The sequence below is a fragment of the Granulicella sp. L46 genome, assembly GCF_009765785.1.
Classification (GTDB): Bacteria; Acidobacteriota; Terriglobia; order Terriglobales; family Acidobacteriaceae; genus Granulicella.
In genome coordinates this window covers 1,143,236-1,165,739 of sequence record NZ_LMUT01000012.1, presented here as the reverse complement: position 1 = coordinate 1,165,739, position 22,504 = coordinate 1,143,236, and the positions used below count along the sequence as shown (strand labels likewise).

Annotated in this window: 22 protein-coding genes and 1 riboswitch; of the genes, 14 read left to right on the top strand and 8 right to left on the bottom strand. The window is 57.8% G+C overall.

The window, feature by feature from the left end; genetic code table 11:
• The first annotated feature begins 44 nt into the window (after positions 1-44).
• From GSQ80_RS14385 to GSQ80_RS14375, 3 genes are all read left to right on the top strand, one after another.
• On the top strand, positions 45-1,664 hold the full coding sequence (locus GSQ80_RS14385; RefSeq protein WP_158788265.1) for a glycoside hydrolase family 28 protein: 1,620 nt from the start codon (positions 45-47) through the stop codon (positions 1,662-1,664).
• Between the two features lie 133 nt (positions 1,665-1,797).
• Complete coding sequence (locus GSQ80_RS14380) at positions 1,798-2,967, top strand: hypothetical protein (protein WP_158788264.1); 1,170 nt, start codon at positions 1,798-1,800, stop codon at positions 2,965-2,967.
• A 62-nt stretch (positions 2,968-3,029) separates the two neighbouring features.
• Entirely contained in the window at positions 3,030-5,078 is a 2,049-nt protein-coding gene (locus tag GSQ80_RS14375) for a beta-L-arabinofuranosidase domain-containing protein (protein ID WP_158788263.1), read from the top strand.
• A gap of 118 nt (positions 5,079-5,196) precedes the next feature.
• Here the strand turns inward: GSQ80_RS14375 and GSQ80_RS23085 are convergent, their stop codons facing one another.
• Entirely contained in the window at positions 5,197-6,435 is a 1,239-nt protein-coding gene (locus GSQ80_RS23085) for an alpha/beta fold hydrolase (protein ID WP_158788262.1), read from the bottom strand.
• A 42-nt stretch (positions 6,436-6,477) separates the two neighbouring features.
• Complete coding sequence (locus tag GSQ80_RS14365) at positions 6,478-6,666, bottom strand: hypothetical protein (RefSeq protein ID WP_158788261.1); 189 nt, start codon at positions 6,664-6,666, stop codon at positions 6,478-6,480.
• A gap of 326 nt (positions 6,667-6,992) precedes the next feature.
• Here GSQ80_RS14365 and GSQ80_RS14360 point away from each other — a divergent pair, with 326 nt between their 5' ends.
• From GSQ80_RS14360 to GSQ80_RS14325, 9 genes are all read left to right on the top strand, one after another.
• On the top strand, positions 6,993-7,877 hold the full coding sequence (locus GSQ80_RS14360; RefSeq protein WP_216850332.1) for an amidohydrolase family protein: 885 nt from the start codon (positions 6,993-6,995) through the stop codon (positions 7,875-7,877).
• 81 nt (positions 7,878-7,958) lie between these two features.
• Positions 7,959-8,354 (top strand): DUF1214 domain-containing protein, encoded by a 396-nt coding sequence (locus GSQ80_RS14355; RefSeq protein ID WP_216850330.1) that lies wholly within the window; start codon positions 7,959-7,961, stop codon positions 8,352-8,354.
• A 582-nt stretch (positions 8,355-8,936) separates the two neighbouring features.
• Positions 8,937-9,413, top strand: a complete 477-nt coding sequence (locus GSQ80_RS23080) for a hypothetical protein (protein WP_216850328.1) — start codon at positions 8,937-8,939, stop codon at positions 9,411-9,413.
• A complete protein-coding gene (locus GSQ80_RS23075) occupies positions 9,410-9,688 on the top strand; it encodes a DUF1214 domain-containing protein (protein ID WP_216850326.1) in 279 nt (92 codons plus the stop codon). Before GSQ80_RS23080 ends, GSQ80_RS23075 begins: the two co-directional genes overlap by 4 nt.
• A 502-nt stretch (positions 9,689-10,190) precedes the next feature.
• Positions 10,191-10,271, top strand: a riboswitch (Fluoride riboswitch).
• Positions 10,272-10,494: 223 nt separating this feature from the next.
• Positions 10,495-10,848, top strand: a complete 354-nt coding sequence (gene crcB, locus GSQ80_RS14345) for a fluoride efflux transporter CrcB (RefSeq protein ID WP_254059703.1) — start codon at positions 10,495-10,497, stop codon at positions 10,846-10,848.
• A gap of 177 nt (positions 10,849-11,025) precedes the next feature.
• Positions 11,026-11,943, top strand: coding sequence for a tetratricopeptide repeat protein (locus GSQ80_RS14340; protein WP_174241341.1), 918 nt, complete (start codon positions 11,026-11,028; stop codon positions 11,941-11,943).
• 127 nt (positions 11,944-12,070) lie between these two features.
• The gene (locus GSQ80_RS14335) at positions 12,071-14,335 is read left to right on the top strand and encodes an OPT family oligopeptide transporter (protein WP_158788258.1); all 2,265 of its coding nucleotides are present in this window, start codon (positions 12,071-12,073) and stop codon (positions 14,333-14,335) included.
• The gene (locus tag GSQ80_RS14330) at positions 14,336-14,848 is read left to right on the top strand and encodes a DUF2059 domain-containing protein (protein ID WP_158788257.1); all 513 of its coding nucleotides are present in this window, start codon (positions 14,336-14,338) and stop codon (positions 14,846-14,848) included.
• Between the two features lie 194 nt (positions 14,849-15,042).
• The gene (locus GSQ80_RS14325) at positions 15,043-15,780 is read left to right on the top strand and encodes a Type 1 glutamine amidotransferase-like domain-containing protein (protein WP_216850324.1); all 738 of its coding nucleotides are present in this window, start codon (positions 15,043-15,045) and stop codon (positions 15,778-15,780) included.
• A gap of 117 nt (positions 15,781-15,897) precedes the next feature.
• Here GSQ80_RS14325 and GSQ80_RS14320 read toward each other — a convergent pair whose 3' ends face one another.
• Complete coding sequence (locus GSQ80_RS14320) at positions 15,898-16,299, bottom strand: response regulator (RefSeq protein ID WP_158788727.1); 402 nt, start codon at positions 16,297-16,299, stop codon at positions 15,898-15,900.
• A gap of 505 nt (positions 16,300-16,804) precedes the next feature.
• Between GSQ80_RS14320 and GSQ80_RS14315 the strand changes: the two genes are divergently transcribed.
• Together GSQ80_RS14315 and GSQ80_RS14310 are read left to right on the top strand one after the other, a co-directional pair.
• Positions 16,805-17,326 carry a cytochrome P460 family protein gene (locus tag GSQ80_RS14315; RefSeq protein ID WP_158788256.1) on the top strand — a complete coding sequence of 174 codons (522 nt, stop codon included), beginning with the start codon at positions 16,805-16,807 and terminating at the stop codon, positions 17,324-17,326.
• Positions 17,327-17,433: 107 nt separating this feature from the next.
• A complete protein-coding gene (locus GSQ80_RS14310) occupies positions 17,434-18,000 on the top strand; it encodes a DUF2059 domain-containing protein (protein ID WP_158788255.1) in 567 nt (188 codons plus the stop codon).
• A gap of 21 nt (positions 18,001-18,021) precedes the next feature.
• On the opposite strand, the gene GSQ80_RS14305 is transcribed toward GSQ80_RS14310, so the two are convergent.
• From GSQ80_RS14305 to GSQ80_RS14285, 5 genes are all read right to left on the bottom strand, one after another.
• Positions 18,022-19,683, bottom strand: a complete 1,662-nt coding sequence (locus GSQ80_RS14305) for a ribonuclease J (RefSeq protein ID WP_158788254.1) — start codon at positions 19,681-19,683, stop codon at positions 18,022-18,024.
• Positions 19,684-19,778: 95 nt separating this feature from the next.
• A complete protein-coding gene (locus GSQ80_RS14300; RefSeq protein WP_158788253.1) occupies positions 19,779-20,522 on the bottom strand; it encodes a TMEM175 family protein in 744 nt (247 codons plus the stop codon).
• 62 nt (positions 20,523-20,584) lie between these two features.
• Positions 20,585-21,319, bottom strand: coding sequence for a TMEM175 family protein (locus GSQ80_RS14295; RefSeq protein WP_158788252.1), 735 nt, complete (start codon positions 21,317-21,319; stop codon positions 20,585-20,587).
• 39 nt (positions 21,320-21,358) lie between these two features.
• Positions 21,359-21,547 carry a hypothetical protein gene (locus GSQ80_RS14290; protein WP_158788251.1) on the bottom strand — a complete coding sequence of 63 codons (189 nt, stop codon included), beginning with the start codon at positions 21,545-21,547 and terminating at the stop codon, positions 21,359-21,361.
• Positions 21,548-21,605: 58 nt separating this feature from the next.
• Positions 21,606-22,463: a 2,3,4,5-tetrahydropyridine-2,6-dicarboxylate N-succinyltransferase gene (locus tag GSQ80_RS14285; protein WP_158788726.1), complete on the bottom strand. Its 858-nt coding sequence runs from the start codon at positions 22,461-22,463 to the stop codon at positions 21,606-21,608.
• Positions 22,464-22,504 lie beyond the last annotated feature (41 nt).

Sequence of the window (22,504 nt, the reverse complement as noted above, 5' to 3'; positions counted from 1 at the left end):
ATTTATCCCGTGTAGCAATGGGCCATGTTTCAGGAGAAACGCTGATGGATCGCAGGGAAATGCTTGGTGCTATTGCCGGCCTCGGCTTGTCTACATTTAGTACCGCAGCCGGCGCCGCGCCCAGCAGTGACGGGACGCGTCCGGCCATCTTCGATCCCCGCTCGTTCGGCGCGGTTGGCGACGGACGTGCAAAAGATACGAAATCGGTCCAGCGGGCGATCGACGTGTGCACAGCGGACGGCGGAGGCATTGTTTATTTAGGCCCAGGAATCTATCTCTGCGGCACCATCGTCCTCAAGTCCAACGTCACACTTTATCTTGAGGCTGGCGCTGTCCTGCTCGGCAGCAGCGACGCCAACGACTACCAACCGCGTCATTTCATTTACGCCAGCGGCGCGCAGAATGTAGGGTTGGCCGGTCCCGGCAAGATCGACGGTCAGGGCTCGGCGTTCTGGGTCCGAAGTGGTCGAGCACCCGTGCCGGAGGGTCAGGTTTGGAGTGACGCCATCCACCTTGACTGGACTCACAAGCCGAATCACCCTTCGCCCATGGTTGAGTTCGAAAGTTGTACGGACGTCCGCATCTCGGATGTCTTCCTCTGCAATGCACCCGGTTGGACTCTCCGGCCCTTCAATTGCGATCGCGTGCAGATCCGCGGAATAGTAATCAAGAACCCGGTCTACAGTCCCAATTCAGACGGTATCGACCCCACTGGCTGCCAGGACTTGCTGATCTCGGATTGCATCATTGACACCGGAGACGACGCGATCTGCCTCAAGAGCGAGTCGCTTAACGGTGCACCTGCTCGCTTGTCGAAAAACATTGTTGTCACGAACTGCATTCTCACCGGCTGCTGTAATGGATTCAAATTCGGAACACCTACCTATGGTGGATTCGAAAATATAACCTTTTCCAATTCTGTGATCTATAACGACGACGTGCCGTTATCGTCGCGCGTCATTGCGGGAATCCAGCTAAGCGCGGTGGATGGCGGCTGGGTGGACGGGGTCGTGATCACCGGCATTCAGATGCGACGCGTGCGTGCGCCCATTTGTCTTCGCCGAGGAACGCGGGATACGGTCAGCGTCACAGCGCAGAATGGTATGCGCGGTATCGTCATCGACGGCCTGCACGCTTCCGACGCGATCCTGACCAGCTCAATTACCGGACTACCCGGTATGAAGGTAGAGGATGTTCGCCTGTCGGATATTCGCATCGCCACCGTCATGCCGGGCAAGCCTGAGTGGGTGGCGCATCCGGTGCCGGAGGTGCCGGCTGATTACCCGCAGTCACGCATGTTCGGTTGGTTGCCCGCGAGCGGCTTGTATGTCCGGCATGTGCAGGGCCTGTCCCTGCGCGACGTCTCCTTCTCGGCGCCAGCGGAGGAGTGGAGGCCCACGCTGGTGTTCGACGACGTTCAGGACCTCCGGTGCAATGGCCTGCAATCAACGCCTGCACTTAACGGGGAACCCATGCTACAGATGACAGACGTGACGGGTGCCTGGCTGTCGGAAACCAAGGCTTCCCAAGGTGCGCGCGCACTTCTGAACCTGAAGTCATCCAAGGACATCCTCGTTTCCGGATGCGATCTTCGCGGCTCTGCCTCCATAGCTGAAGGCGATACGAATGCAGTCCACGCGGAGTACAACATGATTAGCCGATGAACCTTTCCGCGTATCTATCGCGATGAGAGGTGCGGCCGATGCTGAGAGGCCAACTATTTTAGCTGAAGCCTGGCTCAACGGCTAATAGCGCTTCGACCGATATATCCACTACGTCCTTACAGAAGAGAATCCCGTGTTTCAAAAAACATCCGCTCTATCGCCGGCCCGTATCTTCATCGCAACAGCCACAATCCTGCTTCCTCTTCTTGCTCTGACCGCGCAAGCACAGAGCGGGTCGAATACCCACCCAACGCCTCCCGCGCCCATTCTTGATTCCTACCCTTCGCCGCTGCCTGCGATGCGCGCCACAGGTTCGGGCGCCAAGCCTGTCGTCAAGCAGCTCCACCGCTTCAGCGCAGCCAATGTGCCTGTGCTCGGTCCTGAAGAAGAGCCGGTTGACCCGCTTGTCGCCAAATCTCCCACGCTGACTGGCCTTCCTGACAAGGGTGCCTCGCAGCGTCCTATGCTTTACATCGGTGAGGGGTACAACAAGATGTACCTCATCAATCACGGCAAGACTCAGTGGACATACTCCACCGGCGGCGGCAACGAGTACGACGACGTTTGGATGCTCTCGAATGGAAACATACTCTTTACGCGCATGTACTATATTGCGGAGATTACGCCCCGCAAGCAGATCGTCTGGCGTTACGATGCGCCCCGTGGAACTGAGATTCACACCTGCCAGCCCATCGGCTTTAACAAGGTGATGTTCGTTCTCAACGGCCTGCCGGGTCCCCGCCTGATGATCGTCAACATCCACACCAAGGGGGTCGAGGTGGATCGCCAACTGCCTTCGCCCTCTTATACTGACGTGAAGTCCATCCACCCTCAGTTTCGCCGTGTCCGCATCACTGCGCAGGGCACTTACCTCGCAAGCTTCCTCTCCATGGGCCGTGTAGTCGAGTACGACAAAGACTTCAAAGAGATTTGGAGCTATGACATCCCCCACCCTTGGGCCGCTATTCGCCTCAAGAACGGCAACACCCTCATCACCTCGGAGCAGGCCGTCCTCCAACGCGAAGTAAACCCCAAAGGCGAAACCGTCTGGGAACTCACCAAGGACGACATTCCCCCGCAGTTTTGGTATGGCAACGCACAATCCGTCACCCGCCTCGATAACGGCGACACTATCGTCTGCTCGCGCGGCGGCCACCAGCAGGGTCCTCAGCTAGTCGAAGTAACGCGCGACAAAAAGGTCGTTTGGGTCATGCAGGACTGGGCCAATTACGGTCCCGCCACCGCAGTCCAGATACTCGATGACACGGGCTACCCCGAACGTCCGGGTGATTCGCTGCATTAGTAATTTATGAACGGACCGAGAACCGGATACAGAAGGAGATCGTGGTGGAGAGCAAAGCTCCTATGGAACCGAATGAACTGAGTCGGCGTGAGTTTCTGAGACTCGCGATCATCAGTTCCGCAATGCTGATGGGTACGGGTTCGATCCTGGAGGGAGAACAGCAGACTCCCCACGCACAACTGCGCGAATTAGCTCCCGGTGCTGTGCGGCCGGACGGTTGGCTGCGCGGCATGCTTGAGAAGCAGGCAGTTCAACTCGGCTCGAAACTTCCGCAGGTCTCATGGCCGTTTACGGGAGCCTATTGGGCGGGCGAGGAGAAGGATGAATCGATAAAGCCAGGACAATCGTGGTTCCCTTGGGAGCAGCGGGGCTATTGGGTTGACGGCGCGGCGCGGCTCGCATTGGTGTTGGAAGACGAGGCGCTCATGGAGCAGGTTTGGACGACGATCAACTACACGCTGACCCACCCTGACACGGACGGATATCTTGGACCACAGCTCTTCAAGGATCCGAAGGGTGATAATCATCGCTGGCCGCAAGCCGTCTTCTTTCGCAGCTTGACAGCCTGCGCCGACACTTCATCGCCGTTGAAGAGAGCATCTGGCAAAGACATCGCCAATGCGATGCGCAAGCATTACCTCAACGATCAAGCCTCGTACGGCACTCCAGAGCGCAACATCACCAATATCGAGTCAATCCTCTGGTGTTATGCGCGTACCGGCGACCCGCGCCTACTTGCTCTAGCAGAAAACTCCTGGGCAGCTTTCATGAAGGTGGCCGGCGACGAGCTTCACGGCGATTTATCACCGCTGCGCGTCTATGCTGCCACGCCGATTGACGCGCACGGTGTCACCTATGCGGAGACGATTAAGCTTCCGGCCGTCCTCTGTCTCTACACCGGCAAGGAAGAGTATCTGAAGTTTGCCGAGGCGGCCGAGCGACGAATCTTCGATCACCACATGTTGATCGACGGCATTCCATCTACCTCCGAGTTCTACGCCACGGTCACCTCGCTCGACATGCATGAGACCTGCGACATTGCCGACCACACCTGGTCATGGGGCTACCAATTGATGGCGACTGGTGATGCGGTATGGGCTGATCGCATCGAGCGGGCTTGCTTCAACGCCGCGCCTGGGGCGATCAAGAAAGATTGGAAGGCGCTGCAATATATGTCCTGCCCAAATCAATTCCTCGCGACTCTTAACTCCGATCATCACTTGAAGGGCCTTGGCGGCTTCAAGATGGCCTATCAGCCGAACCCGGGAAAGCGCGTAGCCTGCTGCGGCGGCAATGTACATCGCATCTTCCCGAACTACACGACCCGCATGTGGATGCAGACCGCAGACGGGGGCTTGGCGGCAGTGCTCTACGGGCCTTCAACGGTCAGGGCAAATGTGGGGGCAGGGAACGAACCGGTCGAGATTGAACAAACGACGAGTTATCCCTTCGACGACAAGATTCACTTCACCCTTCGTGTGAGCCGCGCAGTAAACTTCCCGCTTTCACTAAGGATTCCAGCCTGGTGCCAGAACCCGAAGTTGACCGTGACTGGTGTTCCTACGAGCGCGCAACCAACAACGAAAGGATTTCTTGTTGTGCGGCGTACGTTCAATCCCGGCGACACACTAACCCTGACTCTCCCGATGCAGACGGCCTTGACCCGTTGGCCGCAAGGAGGCGTCGGCCTGGAACATGGCCCACTGGTTTACTCCCTGGCGATCAAGGCAAATTGGAAAGCCGTCGTCGAGGAGAAGTACACGACCGCGGATTTTCCCAGTTGGGAAGCAACGCCGATGAGTGATTGGAACTACGGCCTTGCCTTGGATCCAACTCAGCCAACCAGAGGGATCGATTTCAAGCGGCGGCCAGACGATGCGAGTGAAAATCTCGGCCCTTGGGAAAATCCGCCGACCACGCTGACCGTTCGCGCCCGCAGGATCGAGAACTGGCAGCTACAAATCAATCCAGACAATCCCGCGCAGAAATTTACGCCGCCCTTGCCGGAGTTGGGCGTCAGCAAGCTCAGCCAAGAGGTGGAGGAGCTTACCTTAGTCCCTTACGGATCAACGGAGTTGCGCGTGACGATCTTTCCGACGGTGAAAACGTAGGGCACCAGCGTGCCCACAGTTTCGCGCATCAGCTAGCGGCCAGCTAAATTGGCCGCTAGCCCACCGGACCGTCGCTTTCACAACGGAAGGTGCTGGAGGAAAGTAGCTCTGCGATGGATCACTCACCCAACTGTGGCGAGATGAGCTCGACTCTTCCAGAATGTTCGGTGGATGATTTCCTGATGACTTCGAAAACCTCAGAAATGTGATTACATGGAGCAGACAGATGCCCATCCTCAGGCCATACTTTGAGCGTGGCGTTCGGGATCTGCGCGACGTAGGCCTCAACCAAGGCCAGCGGAACATTACGATCTAACCCACCATGAAAAGCGCTAAATGGCACACGAATCCTCGTGTGATCAAAGCTGAACGGATGAACATACATGCGCGCTTCCCACGCTTCACCTTTTGTCCCACGGGACAAAGCTTCCGCGATGCTCGCGGAGGTTGCCTTCATTCGGCCAGGGACTGAGAGAGCCGCCACATCGGGTGCCGGCAACCTGACCTGGAGTCTCTTGAGATCCGCTTCCGAAGGTAAATCGGGTTGAACGCTAGAGCCGGACTTCCTCATGGTTGTAAGCAGCAGTCGCAACCCCAGAGGAAAGCGGCGAGCCAGAATCCAGAAGAGTCGGTTGACGAATGGCAGATTCGCCTTTACCTCTGGCGCGTCCATCCTCCAACCACCCGAGACGACGACAGCGGCCGTCACCCTCTCTGGTAGCAGAGCCGCGCAGGCCGCTACATAAGGTCCCCCTCCGGAGTTCCCCAGTAGCGCGAAAGTTTCCCAACCAAGATGATCGGCGAGATTCTCGATATCCTCTGCCCAGTTAGTGAAAGATCGTGATTCCTGCCAATCGGAGCGGCCAATTCCCGGTCGATCCGGCGCAATGATCCGAAGCCCTGAGGACGACAACTCGTCTCCGAACATTTCAGGTTCAAGGCGTGACGACGGCGCGCCGTGGAAGTAAAACACAGGCAAGCCATTCGGGTCTCCGTACTCGGCATAACAGAGTTTCCTGCCATCAGGAAGGATCAGTTCGTTGTCCGCGCCATTCATGTTCGAATAGTTTATCCCGCCATTTGAATGGGCAGTTCCCAAATGACACGGGCGTTCGCCGCCCGTATGGATTACGTGCTGGCCACTGTTCGCGCCGACATACTCTTCGATCGCAGGCATCAGCGTTCCCAGAAGGTTTCTTGAACTGATCACAAAGTGCAATTGCTCGCCGGGGTATAACATGAGACCGATCAGCATCAGCTCGATTTCAATTTCGGCGATTTCGCCCGGCGACAGCTTCTCGACGCGATCGAAACTACGAGCGGGCACCTCGTTGGTCGACAGCGGGTGGGAGGGCAAATAGATCTTCTTGTCTCGCTCAGTGGGGCTCCTCCACCGCGCTTAGACAGCGCTTTTCACTTCCGTCACCAACGAACCTACCGGGTTGGTGATGGTCCGGCGGGCAATCGTACCAAGCGACTCTCCCCGGCGATACATCAAGTAAGCAGCAACACATCCCGAGACGATGGTTGCGTAGAAAATAAACTTCGTCATCGAACTCTGCGTTTCGACCTGGCCCTCTTTACCCATTTCGAGCTCCTCCTCAGTACTGATGTATAGGATGCAACTTAGCACGGCATAAAGGGACTAGCCGATATAGCGTTTTCTGCATGCCCTCGAGAGGAATAGATGCCGAGCAACCTCGAAGAAGCATCACACGTTTGTGTGAAAACGTCCAGGCAGCAAACATGTTTCAGTAGGAGCAATCGATGAGAATTATCACTGTTGAAGAGCATATCGGCGATCAGGGATTGTTCAAGGCAGGCCAAGCCAAGCAGCAAGCGAATGCCGCCTACTTCACCGAGGTCGGTACAAGCTTCCGAGGAAGTCTTGACGACGGGGACGACAAGCTTCCCATGGGCCTGGATTTTCGGACCACAAATGGGCTCCTGCTGGAAACAGGCGAAGAACGCATTGCGCAGATGGACAAGCATGCAATCGACATGCAGGTTCTTTCCTACAGCAATCCCGCGCAGGACGCGCCCCCCGACGAAGCAATCGACCTGACGCGGAGAGCAAATGACAAACTCGCTGAAAAGGTTCAGGCGGCGCCCACGCGCTTCCAAGGATTTGCCGCTCTTCCCTGGCAACACCCGGAGGCCGCTGCCGCTGAACTTGAGCGTGCGGTGAAAGATCTCGGCTTTGTCGGAACCCTCCTGATCGGGCGTCCGGCTGGGGTGTTTCTGGATGATCCGCAGTTTGAGCCGGTCCTGGCTAAATTGAACGAACTTCGCGTCCCCATCTATATGCACCCTGGGTACCCCCTGCCGCAAGTGCAAATCCCTTACTATGGGGGCCTGGACACGGAGGTGACGGCTCGACTGTCCTTATTCGGTTGGGGTTGGCACAACGAAGCAGGCGTTCACCTATTGCGAGTGCTTCTATCGAAGAAGTTTGACCAGTTCCCAAACCTGCAGGTGATCAGCGGCCATTGGGGAGAGATGGTCCCGTTCTACTTGCAACGCCTCGATGACACGATGCCCCAGGAAATGACAGGATTGTCGAAATCAATCACAGGCACGTTCAAAGAGCATGTGTACGTTACCCCGAGCGGCATGATGAACCTGCCTCATTTTCAATTTATTCATTCGGTAGTTGGTGCTGAACGAATCCTGTACTCCGTCGACTATCCCTACCTCACCATGGCGGGTGCGCGACGCTTCCTTGAGTCGCTGCCGATCAGTCATGAAGATAAAGAAAAGATCGCACACAAGAATGCCGAAGGCCTGCTTCACCTTTAATAGAAAAGCTCCGCGCTGGGCCAGGATCCGCAGCTCCGTGCAGCTCTGGTCGCGCCAGCTCTCGATGCCGATAAGAACGTCGTGACGCCCCTATTTCAGTTTCATAATTGCCGCCTTTCATTGCCCTATAACTGGACCACGATCAGCAATGGCGCGGCGTTTGGCACGGATTATTACAGCCGTACCGCAGCGGCAAAGGCCCACATCCTCGTAAACACCGTCCGCGAGACCAAATACCTTTATCAGAATGCAGACGGTACCGGGCAGCAACTCAACGGTGGCCACGCCTATGCGGTGACGTTCGCCGGTGGCAAGCTTCCCCCGGTCAAAGGGTTTTGGACACTCACTTCATATAACCAGTACCACTTCTTCTCGGCCAACGAGATAGACGTTACTCGGGCGGTACCAAAAACAAGACTCTCGTTACTGCGCGCGAGGGCTCTCTCACCATCTATGTACAAGCCGATCCGTTGGTGATAAGCGCGCCAATTGGCTTCCCGCGCCGAAGGAAGACCCTGTTCTGTGTATTCGTGCATATTGGCCCGGCGAGGATGCTCTAAGTGGCGCCTGGACTCTACCCGTTGTTGCCAGAGTGCGCTAATCCGCAAGGAACGATCAGAGAAGCGAGTGATTTGCAAGCTCCTGGATAGACCGAGATAGCCGCCTCCCGAAAATGTATGGTCCGCCGCAGGACTGCAAGGGGAAGTTTGGACGGGAAGACAAGTCTGCGCAAATGTATACGGCCTTTAGTTGGAGACTAGTTCTCCTGGCCAGGATGAGTTGCGCGCGTGTCCGTCCTTCAAAGTCGGTCGGTCGTTGAAGACCATTTTCAGGATCAGGCTGCGGCCACGCCGTTGGGACTGTTCTTTCGTCGTTGCTACTCCGTGCAGACTTCGGTGGGGAAAACTTTAGTCGTCGTGGTGGTGCGGGAAAGTGGGAGCGCGCAGCGGTTCCAAGCCGAAGGCGTCTTTTCCGCACCGTTACGCGGGAACAGCTGCTGGCCTGTAATCGTTGCCGCTGGACAGGACAGCCCACGCAATCCGTGCAAGCTTGTTGGCCATGGCAACCACGACGACGTTCTTAGGTGCGCGGGAGTCAAGTGCATCGAGCCAGGCTCCGATGGGCGCCCGGTCGCGCTTGATCCTCAACACTGCAGCGCGCGCACCGTGGGATCAGATGGGCACGAGATACGTTATCCTGGCCATCCGCACCCTCATCGATCCGCAGAATCCGCAGGACCTCAAGGAAGTTCAAGCACTGCAGGATGCCATCACACTGACTCAAAAAGATGCGGGCAAGTTCGAACCTCCCCAGTGGGACCTCGTCAGTCAGAAGAAGGTGCGCGGAGCCTTGCTCGTCCTCGCCGAAGGACTACCCGATACCAAGGGGATGTTCGGTCCCCAAAACCAGGTAGATCCCATCAGGCATCTCATCGGCTCGGCATCTGCGTGGGCGGCAACCCTGAAAAAGATGCCCTCTATCTCAATGTCGTCCCCGCAAAGAACGATGGCAAGACCATCTATCGGCTGCATGTGAAAGATGTCCCCGTCGATGGCTTCTGGTCCATCAGCCTGTACAACGAGAAGGGGTACTTCGAACAGAATCCATACAACGCCTATTCGCTGAACAACCTTACCGCGAAAGAAGACACCGACGGCTCCGTCTCCATACAATTCGGCGGGTGCGACGGCAAGATTCCCAACTGCCTCCCCATCATGCCCGGCTGGAACTACATGGTGCGACTCTATCGTCCCCGCACCGAGATCCTGAATGGCAGCTGGAAGTTTCCTGAGGCGACACCCGCGCACTAAAAGTTTGGTCTTACCTCGGCCTCCACGCCCTTCTGCTCCGTAGAATCCCGCAAAGGGGGGGTAGAGAACTACGACCCGGGATCCTTCTCTGCCAGTTCAATGAGCGCTAAATCGCCAATGCACTCAGCGACATTGGTAAAGCGGTCAGACCGGCCTCCTGCAATGTCGGGTTATCGGCAACTACAGACCATGGCGATTGGTTTCCTGCAAGATCCCTCGTGTTCCACGCTGAGGTACCGTCCGCGCCGCGTTGATTTGCAGCCCAAGCGTGGGAACAATAAGGGAACAATGTGGGAACAATAAGGATTGCGACGGATGCTTATCCGCCCTTTTGTGCCCGCAATTCCTTTGCTAAACTATTGAAAGTACGTTGCGAAGCGATTTCGCAACGAGGAGGTCAGCGGTTCGATCCCGCTCAGCTCCACCAATCCTTACTAATGTCATCCCGGAGTATTTGGCGGGACGTTGGTCAGGATTTTTCGCAGATTTCTTTTCAGTCAAGAAGTTCAAGGGTGATGGAGTTCACCCGAACCGCCATAGCCTGAGGAATTTTCAGATTATGGATGATGACTCCTCGCAGGACTACCTGCGGAGGAGTTGTTCGGTCATGAAGCTCTCGCGCCGGTTGAGATGGCACACTGCGAACCCCGGATCTGGGGCGCAGATCCGCATGAATATTCAAACTAGCACCCTGAAACTGATGACTCGACCCCTCGATGAGATGTCGGTTGTAACCAACTGTGTTCAGTTACTGTTTTAGAGACACGCAAAGGAGCGCCAGCTTGAGACGATATCTATTGATTGCAGTGGGCGGAGCACTGGGAGCTTTGGCCCGATATCTTGTTGGTGTCTTTGCCGCCGAGCATTTCAGGTCGAGATTTCCGATCGGCACATTCTCCATCAATATCAGCGCATGCTTCATGATCGGCTTTATCCTCGAGTACCTCACACGTCATACGCATATGAATCCCGCATGGAGGTACGCGTTTGCGATCGGATTTCTGGGTGCGTATTCGACGTTTTCCAGTTTTGAATGGGAAGCATGGTCAGATTTCACGAATGGCGCCTACTGGATCGGACTACTTTACATTGGCGCGAGCCTTATTATCGGGTTGCTTGCGGTTGGACTCGGTTCGGCGACTGCGCGGTCTGTGAGCTAAGTGACAGGGGCGTTGGGATTTACTTCGCTGGTGCCACGGAACCACATTTGGTTCGGGTTATCCACTGAATTCATGAAATCCACACGCAAAGCCCTTGATAGATGAAGGGCTGCGAAGCATACTCGCACCTAGGGCATGCCGCATGACGCGGCTGCTGTGGAAGTCTAGTACTAAGAGATGAGCGCCGTGAGCCGATATTGCCGTGAAGATGTTCTGCGCATTCTCAGGTTACCTATCCGCCAGCTCACTGCGTGGGAAAAGGCTGGATTAATCGCTTCTTCCGAAAATTATTCATTCGACGAATTAGTGCAGTTGCGCAAGCTGCGCGATCTGACGGCAACGAGGATCTCTGTTAAAAGCATTCGTCAGTCTGTTGATGCGATGCAGAGGGTGTCCGGCATGACCAATCCGCTGCTGGAATCGGTGGCGGTGCTGCAAGGCTCAAGGCTCGCATTTCGGCAATGGGGCGCGCTGGTGGATCCCATGACGAGACAGATGGCATTTGACTTCGAATTAATGCCCTCGAATGGGATGGCTGTCGTTCGAAAGAACGGCCAGGAATTGACCCCGAACTACTCCGACCTACACGAGATGTTTCTGCGGGCGGTGCGGCTCGAGGATATTCCCGGGCGCCTGGAGGAAGCCAAGACCGTGTATCAAACGATCCTTGAGATCCAGCCCGGACATGCGGCTGCGGCTATCAATCTCGGGACAATTTTTTACAACGAGAAAGACTTCGTGCAGGCAGAGCAACGATATCGGCAAGCGGTTGACGCTGACCCCGAATATGCCCTGGCATTTTTTGATTTGGGGAATGTGCTGGACGAGCAGCAGCGGATGGATGAGGCAATCGAAGCGTATCAGCGAGCTCTTGCGCTGGTGCCTCAGTATGCGGATGCTCACTATAATCTTGCGCTGGCGTACGAGCGTATTCAGGAACCTCGGAAAGCTCTGCGGCATTGGACAAGCTATACAAGGTTGGATCCGACTGGGCCATGGGCGAGCCATGCGCGCAGTCAGGCAAGGAAGATCCTTGGCAGCGAGCGGTTAGCTATCGTTACCAGGCATGGTCGCACGATGCGGATCGCTGGCTAAACTCCCATTCTCGTCTCGCCCTCTACGGCCTTCATGCTAGATCCCTCGATTTCGCGGGTGAAGAGCTATGGAGTAAACTCCGATGCGAAGCTAATAGCCTTTTGCGTTGCTGAGGAGACCTTGCCTGATGGCTGAACATACGACCTTTCGCCCTTTTGTTCCAGCAAGTGAGGATCGAAAGGAACTGTCGATACGTGCGCTGCTTTTGGGCTCGATCTTTGGAGTGATCTTCGGCGCGGTGACGGTCTATGTTGGCCTGCGCGCCGGCCTGACGGTCGCAGCAAGCATTCCAATTTCTGTTCTGTCGATCTCGATCCTTCGGGCATTCGGGCGTGCTTCGATCCTGGAAAACAACATTGTGCAGACGACTGGCAATGCGGGGCAGTCCATTGCCTCTGGCGTGATCTTCACGCTGCCTGCGCTGATATTTTTAGGATTCGATCTTGAGAGCTCGCGAATCTTTGCGCTCGCGTTGTTCGGCGGTTGGCTTGGCGTGCTGTTCATGATTCCGCTGCGGCGACAGTTGATCGTAGAAGAGCACGGAACGCTCACGTACCCTGAGGGAACCGCCTGCGCCGATGTATTGCAAGCTGGAGAACGCGGTGGTTCGTTTGCGAGTCGCGTGTTTTTGGGTCTCGGGCTCGGCGGCCTATATACGCTCTTCCAGAATGAGAATCTGTTGAGCTTGTTTCCGGCTACTCCGAACTGGTCGCCGAACTTCGATCCGAACGGACAGCAGATTCTGAAAGGCGCTGCGATTCGGGCGGATGTTACACCGGAGTACCTGGGCGTGGGGTACATCATCGGGTTGCGGGTCTCGGCAATTATGCTGGCGGGCGGTGTGTTCAGTTGGCTGGTGTTGATGCCTGCGATCGTGTTCTTCGGGAAGCATCTGGCCGGGCCATTGTATCCGGGTGTTGTGCCGATTGCGCAGATGAGTCCTAGCGAGCTTTGGTCGACATATGTGCGGCCGATGGGAGCTGGCGCGGTTGCGGCCAGTGGCTTGATTACTCTGCTGCGGACGGCGCCGACGATTGTGAGTGCGCTTACCTCCGGGTTTGCCAAGATGGGATTGAGCAAGGGTGCGGCAACGGACAAGCCGCTGCGGACCGAGAACGACATTCCGATGAGCGTGGTGATTGCGGGCAGCCTGGTACTGATCCTGCTGATGTTCCTGTTCCTGCAGTTCAAGCCGGTTCCGGGAGCGCAGGTGGGTTGGTTGGCGAACCTTGCGGCGAGCTTGCTGGTGGTGGTGTTCGGATTCCTGTTTGTGACGGTGTCGGCGCGCATCGTGGGCATTGTGGGCTCTAGCGCTAGCCCCGTGAGCGGGATGACGATTGCTACGCTGATGGCGGTGTCGGCGATCTTCCTGGTGAAGGGATGGACTGCTCCGGCGTTTGGGGCGCTGGCGATCACGATTGGCGGAATGGTGTGTATTGCGGCGTCGAATGCTGGCGACACGAGCCAGGATCTGAAGACGGGGTTCCTGATTGGCGCTACGCCGTGGAAGCAGCAGGTCGCGGTGATGGTTGGTGTAATCGTGTCGGTGTTCTCGATTGGGGCTACGCTGAACGCGATGAACAAGGGACTGGAGAGCTTCCAGCAGCTGCCGACGCCGCGGGCGATCTCGCTGGCCGCGTTGCCGGACGGCGTGTCGAACCAGGGGAACTTCAAGCGTGATCATGTGACAGTGACGGAGCGGCCGGTGGCCGGAAGTTCGGGGTCGGCTGCGCATGAGGAGCTGTCGGATGCGACGAAGTATGTGGTGCTGAACTCGATTGGGTCGGCTACGTTGCAGGATGGCAAGTATCTGTATGACCCGGCGACTGGGAGGATCGAAGTGCAATGGGTTCAGGGGATCGGCAGCGAGAAGGCTGCTGCGCCGCAGGGACGTTTGATGGCTACCGTAATCAACGGGATCCTGAGTCGTAAGTTGCCGTGGAGTTTGGTACTGCTCGGCGTCGCGCTGGTCATTGGCATTGAGCTGCTGGGCGTGCGGTCGCTGACGTTTGCCGTGGGAGCTTACCTTTCGATCGGGACGACGCTCGCGATCTTCGTCGGCGGCGTGGTGCGATGGATGGTGGACAGCGCGCTCGCGAAGAGCGGTGATGGGCCGAAGACGGAGGCAGAGAGCGAGATTTCTTCAGGCAGTTTGTATGCATCGGGGCTGATTGCTGCTGGCGGAATTATGGGGCTGTTGGGCGTTTGCGTGAAGCTGTACGAGGCTGCGACCGACAAGGTGATTCCGAGTTTCTCATCCACCAATCCGCTGCATAAAGATTGGATCAGTGTGATCAGCTTCGCAGCGCTCGCGTTCAGCTTGTATTACTTTGCGAGGAAGCCGTTGGATTCAGAGAAGATTCTGGAACAGGTTGAGAGCGAGGAACTTTAGATGAAGCGTCGGATTTTGATGTTGGCTGTGGTGATGGTTGTGGCGCCGGTGGGGGCGCGGGCGGATGAAGCGTCGAAGCAGGCGAAGGTGAAGGAGCTGTTCGCGGTCATGCATATGGACCACAGCCTGGACCGGATGCGCAGCGCGATGGAGCAGCAGGTGCAGGCAACGGCCAAGAACGCTCCGGGAACCGAGCAGATGACTCCTGAGAAGAAGAAGATGCAGCAGGAGTTCGTCGACAACTCGATGAAGGTGGTAGATGAAAACTTTGGTTGGTCGGAGCTGGAGCCGGCGTACGTGAAACTTTACGCGGACACGTACACCGAAGCTGAGCTGGACGGGATCCTGGCGTTCTACAAATCACCGGCTGGTCAGGCGCTGCTGACCAAGACGCCGGAGTTGTCGGCCGGCGTGATGCAGATTGTGCACGGGCACATGGGCGATTTTCAGCCGAAGATGCAGGGGCTCCAGGAGCTGTATGTGAAGGCGATGGCTCCTCCGGCGGCCCAATGAGGCATGGGGTACCCCCCCTCCCCCCTGCTGGTCATACCTTGCCTGTAACTATTTCATACCATTGCAGTTAGGTGGCAAAAGTACCCCCACCCCTTCTTGTAAAGTATTGCATTCAGACGGCTTAGATGCAAAAGTATCCCTTCAACAGCTCTCGGACGCTTCGCTCATCGAACACGCTCATACGAAGGACACGCATGATGAAGCTTCTCCTCACTTCTTCCGGCATCAGCAACTCGAGCATTCAGCGCGCTCTGGTCGATCTTCTGGGCAAGCCGATTGCCGAAGCCAACGCCCTCTTCGTTCCTACCGGCATCTATCCTTTCTCCGTAGGCGCTGCCATGGCCTATAGGGCGATTTGCGGAAAGGCCCCAACTCCTTTGTGCGAATTGGGCTGGAAGTCGTTAGGGTTGCTCGAGCTCACCGCGCTGCCCAGCATCGATCGAAACGTGTGGGTTCCATCGGTAGAGGAAACGGATGCACTGCTCGTCTGGGGCGGCGATCCGCTATTCCTGAGCTACTGGATGAACAAGTCCGGATTGCCAGATCTCTTGTCGTCCATGCAACGACCTGTGGTGTATGTCGGGGTAAGCGCCGGTAGCATGGTGGTAGCTCCCATCTTCGGCGAAACCTATCACAAGCCGTATCAGGGGACTGGAAGTCCACTCACGCGGGAAGACATGACATTCCCCACCGGCGATGGCGAAGTCACGATGAATTTCATCACGGCCAGAGGAGCGGGATTTACTGACTTTGCATTGATTCCACACGCGAACCACAAAGATCGCCCTGACGCTTCGTTCGCTGGCGCATCGAAGTGGGCGGCAAAGTTACCGGTGCCGGTGTACGCCATCGATGATCAGACCGCCATCAAGGTGATCGGCGACTCTGTTGAAGTTGTCTCCGAAGGAGAATGGAAGCAATTCAAAGCCTGATTGCTCCGCGATCAGACTTCATAAGTCGGCTTCTCGTCAGCGATCCACTCTTTTGGTACGTCCCGAAAAACGGTGTTTTGGGTAAGTTGGACGGTTGGACTCTGAGTTAGGAGCGACTTACTCGTCTCTGCGGGCGAGGTCCTCTTCGTGCTTTTCGATCGCGTCGGATGCCTCTGGCACGAGCTTCTCCAGGATGGCGAGGAGACGCCTGGGATCGAAGGACTCGAGCTGCTGGGTCACGCCTTCGCAGTTGGACGCGCCCGGTGGGCAGATCGAAATGATCGGCAAGTTGGGCCGAACCTCGCGTAAACCGCGGACGAGATCGCTGCAGGACATGTCGTCCATTCCGGCATCGACGACAGCGCCGTCGACTTGCGGGAACTTCTGGAGCGTGGCAATGGCCTCGGCTGAAGAGTAGGACGTGAGCACGTTGAATTTCGCGGTCTCGATGACTAACTTTCGGGTCGAAATCGCGCCAGCGTGTTCACGGTCGATCACGAGAAAACAGGGTCTGACCATCTGCACAGTATGCCTCTTCGGAGCAGGGACTTATCCCGCGAGTCGAGTGCAGGCTTTCGAGGTCAAGGCTCTCCTGCAAATTAGGGTGATAGCCCTGTCGACGCTGAATTTGTCCCTACTTCTATTTTAGTTGAGTGGAAGGGGCAAGTATGCCAACTTTTGAGAATTTAAATCGCCAGTGTTGACAGGGGTTTTGGCGGATTCGGTGGGGTTGGAGGGCTTGACAGGAATTGGCGGGGCGGACGAAACGATGCGGGCGAGCCAGCCATGCGAAGTGCGGGCGTTCTCTCCGAGACGTTGCGACTCTTCAAGCTTGATTGCTACAATTCTGGCCTCTCGTATGAGGAGGCAGGATGGGCGGGGGAACCCCGGCCGATCGTGCTTCCGAAGGGGAGTGGCAGATCCCGCTTCGCAGGCTATCTGGTTTCACGAGGCTCAATTCACTCGTTTCCCGCTTCGATGCCAGGCAGGAGAACTTGTGGACGCACTTACTCAATGAGGAACTATGAGACGGATCCATTTTTTTCTGATGGCACTTGCAATGCTGGCTGGCAGTATCGCCTGGATGGTGCCCGCGTCCGGACAGGCGGATAAGGCGGCGCCCCCAATTTACCTGACCAAAATGCCGTCTGGATTTCGCGACTGGCAGCTGATTTCCGTGGCGCATGAGGCAGGGAAGCTGAATAGTCTTGGCGCTATGCTGGGCAACGAGGTGGCGATGAAGGCTTACCGCGAAAAGACGCTTCCGTATCCTGACGGGACGATCATTGCGGCGTTGCACTATACCCACTTGCCGAATGCGGAGAACAACACGGTGTTTGGCGATGTGCAGTCGTACACGCCGGGGCCGCCTTCGAATTATCAGTTCATGGTGAAGGATTCGAAGAAGTATGCGGCTACGGGTGGGTGGGGGTTTGGGAGTTTCACGCCGGAGGGCAAAGCATTTACGGACGCGCAGATGAAGACTTGCGCGCCTTGCCATGCGAAGGCTTCGCGTGATGGTGTGTTTACGCAGTATGCGCCGTAGGTCCTGCGCGGACGGATGGGCAGCCGCTGCTGTGGTTGAGTCTTTGTGAGGGGAAGGCGTAGGCTCAGGCACGCGGCTCAAAATTCAGGAAGGCATGAGGGTTTCGGATGAAGCGTTGGATAGCAGTGTGTGCGGTGATGTTGGCGGTGGGGCCTGTGGTGAAGGCGCAGACGGTGGCATCGGCGGATCTGGATGCGGCTAAGCAAGCGAAGGTGCAGGAGCTCTTCGACGCGATGCATATGGATCGCACGATGGAGCAAATGATGACCACCATCAACGGGATGATTGAGCAGACGATACAGACGACGCCCGGCGCAAGCCAGATGACGGAGCAGCAAAGAGCTCTGATCAAGGACTTTACGGACAAGGCGATGAAGCTTTCTCATGACGCATTGAGTTGGAAGTCACTCGAGCCGGAGTATGTGAAGATTTATGGGGCGGAGTATACGACGGAAGAGATCGAGGCGATCACAGCGTTCTACAAGTCGCCCGCTGGGCAGACGATGTTGAGCAAGACGCCGGAGCTCATGCAGGCAAGTATGAAGGTGGTGCAGGCCCGCATGGTCGAGATGCAGCCACAGTTGAAGGCGCTACAGGCGGACTTTGTCGCAAAGATGACCGCGAGCATAGGGAAACAGAGCGCGCCGGTCAGCAGCACGACAGCGCCACATTGATCGCTGGGATTAGAGGGCTGGTTACAGCTCCAGAATGATGGGCATGATGAGGGGGCGACGGTTCGCGTTCTTTTGCAGGAAACGCTTTAGATCGCCGCGGATCTTGTCCTTCATGACGCCGTAGTCGCGACGCTCTTCTTCGCTCGACTGCTCAAGGGTGCGGGCTACGATATCGCGGGCATTGCGGAGGAGTTCGGGGTCGTCAGCGGCGAAGCCACGGGTAGTGATTTCGGGGACACCTTCGACCTGGCCGGTGCGCTTGTTGATGGCGATGATGGGAAGGAAGACGCCGTCTTCGCCTAGATGTTTGCGGTCGCGGATGACGGTGTCTTCGACTACGTCGGCGGTGGAGTTGTTGTCGATGCAGACGCGGCCGGTGGTGACCTTGCCGGTTTTTTCGGCGTGTTCGCGGTCGAGGGTGAGGACATCGCCGTCTTCGAGGAGGATGACCTTCTCGGGGACGCCGGTGGCGGCGGCGAGTTCCGCGTGGCGCTTGAGGTGGCGGTAGTCGCCGTGGACGGGGATGAAGAACTTGGGGCGCACGAGGTTGATCATCATGCGGAGCTCTTCCTGCGAGCCGTGGCCGGAGACGTGAATCAATCCATGCGTGCCGTCGTCGTGGATCACGCGGGCGTCGCGGCGCTCGAGGTGATCGATGACGCGGTATATGGCCTTTTCGTTGCCGGGAATGACGCGCGAACTGAGAAGGACGGTGTCGCCGGGCTCGATCTTGGCGAAGCGGTGGTTGTCGACGGCGGCACGGGAGAGCGCCGACATGGGTTCACCCTGCGTGCCGGAGATCAGGATGCAGAGCTTGTTGGCTGGGGTGTCCTTGATCTGGTTGGGATGGATAATGAGGCCCTGGGGCGGGTCGATGTAGCCGAGGTCCTGTGCGATTTCTGTGGAGTTATCGATGGAGCGGCCGATCAACGCAACCTTGCGGCCGTGCTTGTGGGCGAGGTCCATGGCGATGCGGATGCGATGGATGGAGGAAGAGAAGCAAGAGAAGAAGATGCGGCGCTTGGCGGCTCCGAAGATGTCGTCGAGGCGGGGGATGACGGCCTTTTCGCCGGGCGTGAAGCCGGGGCGATCGACGTTAGTCGAGTCCTGCAGGAGGCAGAGGACATTCTGCTTGCCGAGGTCGGCAAAGGCCTGGAGGTCGAAGGGGTGGCCGTCGGGCGAGGAGAGATCGATCTTGAAGTCGCCGGTGTGGACGACGATGCCGACGGGGGTGTGGATCGCGAAGGAGACGCAGTCGACTAGGGAATGGGTGACGCGGATGGGGAGGATCGAGAAGACGCCGAGGTTGAAGCGGCGGCCGGGGAGGATTTCGATGAGCTCGGCATCGTCGAGGAGTCGATGCTCTTCGAGCTTTCCTTCGACGTAGGCGAGGGTGAACTCGGTGCCGTAGACGGGGACGTTGAGGTCGGAGAGGATCCACGGGAGGCCGCCGATGTGGTCCTCGTGTCCGTGGGTAAGAATGATCCCGCGGACCTTCGCTCGGTTCTCGATGAGGTAGGAGATGTCGGGGACAACGATGTCGACGCCGAGGAGCTCTTCTTCCGGGAACATGAGGCCGGCGTCAATAACGATGATGTCGTCGCCATAGTGGAGCGCGAGGCAGTTCATGCCGAACTCGCCGAGTCCGCCAAGCGGGATTATTTGCAGTTTTTCATTAGCCATGGACCTTCAGTCTATCGCAGTACGGAAAGTCGAGTCGGATTGGGGAAAGATTGCGGCCAGATGAGTGAGCAATTGGGGGCAGGAATGGCTGCAATTTACGCGGCATTCGCTTTGGAGGGAAAGGGTTCGAGATCCTGGGGCGCGGTGCGGGCGCGGGCGGCGCGGATGCGGCGAGCGGAGACAATGGCCTGGGTTCGTCCCCAGATGATGAGGAGAAAGAAGCCGTAGAAGGCTCTGCTGGCGTGGGCAAGGGGAAGGAGGAAAGCAAGGAGACAGCAAAGGAGGCCGACCGAGGCGGTGCCGATGTAATTCCAGAAGTCGGCGAGGGTGAGAGCGATTTCCAGTGGACTGAGGTGGAGAGGCGTGCGCTTGAGCCAGGCGTTGCCGTAGAGAGCGGCATAGCACAGCTGCAGGGCGGCAAAGCCCGCACCGTAGATGACCACGAGATCGCGCCGCTGGTAAAAGCTGGAGAAAACGCCCGGGCCGGTATCGTGGGCCGCGAAGCTGAAGAGGAACTTGAGTGGATAGATGTACGCCAGCACGGTAAAGAGCAGGGCGAAGTTAATCCACATGGTGGTCGCGTCGTGGAGACCGTAGCGGCGAAAGAAGTTGAAGTGTGCGAGCCAGATGAAGATGAACAGGCAAAAGCAGATGGCGAAGGCGTAGAAGCCGAGAAGGACGGTGCGAAGCTGGTCGAAGGTGTGGGGAACGGCGGAGGAGACGACGATGAGGGTGAGGGCGAAGCCGAAGACGATGTCGGAGAAGCTGTCGATGCGCGAGGTGGACAGGCCGCGCAGGCGGAAGCCTTGGTGGGACTTTGGCTGGTGGGAGAACTGCATGGTTGGGCAAGTGTAGCGCGATTGGCGGCCAGCTGGCGGGATGCGGTGCCGAGGTGCGCGACTCAGGCGTGGGGTAGTGGCTCGAGTTCTTCGGGAGGGGTGAGGGCGCGGAGACGGCGAATCTTGCGGCCGGCGATTTTGCCATTGATGGTGCTCCAGATGGCGATGAGGAAGAAGAACCAGCCAGCGTTGCCGGTTTCATGCGGTGGGAGAAGATGGGCGATCAAGGCGCAGAGGAGACCTATGCATGCATCGCCTAATTTTTCCGAGAAGTCGGCGAGGGTGATGGTGATCTCGAGGGGATTGAGCTTGAGCTGGCGACGTTGGCGCCAGGCGTTCCAGTAGAGTGCGGTGAGGCAGAAGTAGATTGCCGCAAAGCCGAGGGAGTAGACCTCCATCATCTCGCGGGGCTGGGAGGGATTGGAGAAGACGTTGGAGTCGACGTGGATGCCGCTGGCCACCGCGAACATGAACTTGACGGGATAGACGTAGAAAAGGACGGAGAAGAGAAGAGCCGAGTTGATCCACAGGGTGCCCATGTCGTGCAGGCCGTAACGGCGGAAGAAGCGAAAATGGGACATCCAGACGAGGATGAGGAAAAAGAAGCAGATGGCAAAGGGGACGAAGCCGAGGAGGGCGGCATGGAATTGGTCGTAGGTGTGGGGAACTTCGAGGGAGACGACGAGGAGGGTGAGGGCGAATCCGAAGACGACGTCGGAGAAGCCGTCGATGCGGGACATGTGGGTGCCGCGGAGACGGAAACCGTCCTTGGTTACGAGGTCATGATGATTGGGCATCGTGCGGATAGTGTAGCGCTAGATGCCGGGGCGGTGGGGCTAGATGGCGCGGATCATGCGGGCGGGGAGGGTGAAGAGGGCGCCTATGAGCTCAAACACGCCACCGACTACGATGCCGAGCAGGCGGAAGGGGAGGAGGATGAGCCAGATGAAAGGGTAAAGGACGAGCGCGAGCAGGGCTACGGGCCAGCAGAGGATGAGGAGGATCAGGAAGAGGAGAAGCTTCATGGTTCGTGGCTGCCTTTCTATGGAATTGTACGCAGCGCCGGGGTCGGTGGTTCCGTGGCTAGCGGAGAAGGTCTTCGAGGCTAGTGGAGAGGTCGGTTTTCTCGTCACGGTATTTGACGATGATGGGGGTATAGACGCTGAGGCCTAAGTCTTTACCGTAGCCGTGCTGGATCGCTCGGCTGCCCGCTACGACTACGGCGCCGGCGGGGATGATGAGGGGGGTTTCGGGGGTGGCTTTGTAGATGGTTTTGTTGGGGAGGTCGTAGACGGGGGTGCCGCGGGTGAGGATGACTCCCGAGGCGAGGACGGCGCGGGAGCGGACGATGGTGCCTTCGTAGACGCCGGTGTTGCCGCCGGCTAAAACGTCGTCTTCGATGATGACGGGGGAGGCATTGATGGGCTCAAGGACTCCGCCGATCTGGCAGGCTGCTGACAGGTGGACTCGCTTGCCGATCTGGGCGCAGGAGCCGACCAGGGCGTGGGAATCCACCAGTGAGTCCTCGTCGACGAAGGCGCCAGTGTTGATGTAGGCGGGCGGGACGACGATCACGCCGGGAGCGAGATAAGCGCCGGCGCGGACAGCCGAGCCGCCGGTAACGATGCGGATGTTCTGCTCGGGCGTGAAGCGGCGGGTGGGGTAGGTGTGCTTGTCGACGCAGTGGAGCACGCCATCCTCGACGGCTTCAAGCCGGCCGAGGCGGAAGCCGAGGAGTACGCCGCGCTTAACCCAGGCGTTGACGCGCCAGCCGGTTGGGGCGGTCGGGTCAGGCTGGGCGGAGCGGAGGGTGCCGGCTTCGAGGGCGTCGCGTAGCTGGACGAAGACGGCGAGAGCGTCAGGGTTGCCGACGGCGAAGAGGCCCTGGGCGAACCAGTGCTCGATGAGGGGTTCTAGGTCTTGCGGAGTTGCGGAGTTCATGGATGTGTTGATTGTAGCGGGGATGGCGGTGGAGAGACGCA

Excerpts from the sequence above, each read along its gene's own strand:
- GSQ80_RS14325 (WP_216850324.1), top strand. The coding sequence starts at position 15,043 with ATGATGAAGCTTCTCCTCACTTCTTCCGGCATCAGCAACTCGAGCATT.
- GSQ80_RS14375 (WP_158788263.1), top strand. The coding sequence starts at position 3,030 with ATGGAACCGAATGAACTGAGTCGGCGTGAGTTTCTGAGACTCGCGATC.
- GSQ80_RS14360 (WP_216850332.1), top strand. The coding sequence starts at position 6,993 with ATGGGCCTGGATTTTCGGACCACAAATGGGCTCCTGCTGGAAACAGGC.
- GSQ80_RS14330 (WP_158788257.1), top strand. The coding sequence starts at position 14,336 with ATGAAGCGTCGGATTTTGATGTTGGCTGTGGTGATGGTTGTGGCGCCG.
- GSQ80_RS14295 (WP_158788252.1), bottom strand. The coding sequence starts at position 21,319 with ATGCCCAATCATCATGACCTCGTAACCAAGGACGGTTTCCGTCTCCGC.
- GSQ80_RS14385 (WP_158788265.1), top strand. The coding sequence starts at position 45 with ATGGATCGCAGGGAAATGCTTGGTGCTATTGCCGGCCTCGGCTTGTCT.
- GSQ80_RS14320 (WP_158788727.1), bottom strand. The coding sequence starts at position 16,299 with ATGGTCAGACCCTGTTTTCTCGTGATCGACCGTGAACACGCTGGCGCG.
- GSQ80_RS14340 (WP_174241341.1), top strand. The coding sequence starts at position 11,026 with ATGAGCGCCGTGAGCCGATATTGCCGTGAAGATGTTCTGCGCATTCTC.
- GSQ80_RS14365 (WP_158788261.1), bottom strand. The coding sequence starts at position 6,666 with ATGGGTAAAGAGGGCCAGGTCGAAACGCAGAGTTCGATGACGAAGTTT.
- GSQ80_RS23080 (WP_216850328.1), top strand. The coding sequence starts at position 8,937 with ATGGCAACCACGACGACGTTCTTAGGTGCGCGGGAGTCAAGTGCATCG.
- GSQ80_RS14300 (WP_158788253.1), bottom strand. The coding sequence starts at position 20,522 with ATGCAGTTCTCCCACCAGCCAAAGTCCCACCAAGGCTTCCGCCTGCGC.
- GSQ80_RS14335 (WP_158788258.1), top strand. The coding sequence starts at position 12,071 with ATGGCTGAACATACGACCTTTCGCCCTTTTGTTCCAGCAAGTGAGGAT.
- GSQ80_RS14305 (WP_158788254.1), bottom strand. The coding sequence starts at position 19,683 with ATGGCTAATGAAAAACTGCAAATAATCCCGCTTGGCGGACTCGGCGAG.
- GSQ80_RS14310 (WP_158788255.1), top strand. The coding sequence starts at position 17,434 with ATGAAGCGTTGGATAGCAGTGTGTGCGGTGATGTTGGCGGTGGGGCCT.
- GSQ80_RS14290 (WP_158788251.1), bottom strand. The coding sequence starts at position 21,547 with ATGAAGCTTCTCCTCTTCCTGATCCTCCTCATCCTCTGCTGGCCCGTA.
- GSQ80_RS14315 (WP_158788256.1), top strand. The coding sequence starts at position 16,805 with ATGAGACGGATCCATTTTTTTCTGATGGCACTTGCAATGCTGGCTGGC.
- GSQ80_RS14285 (WP_158788726.1), bottom strand. The coding sequence starts at position 22,463 with ATGAACTCCGCAACTCCGCAAGACCTAGAACCCCTCATCGAGCACTGG.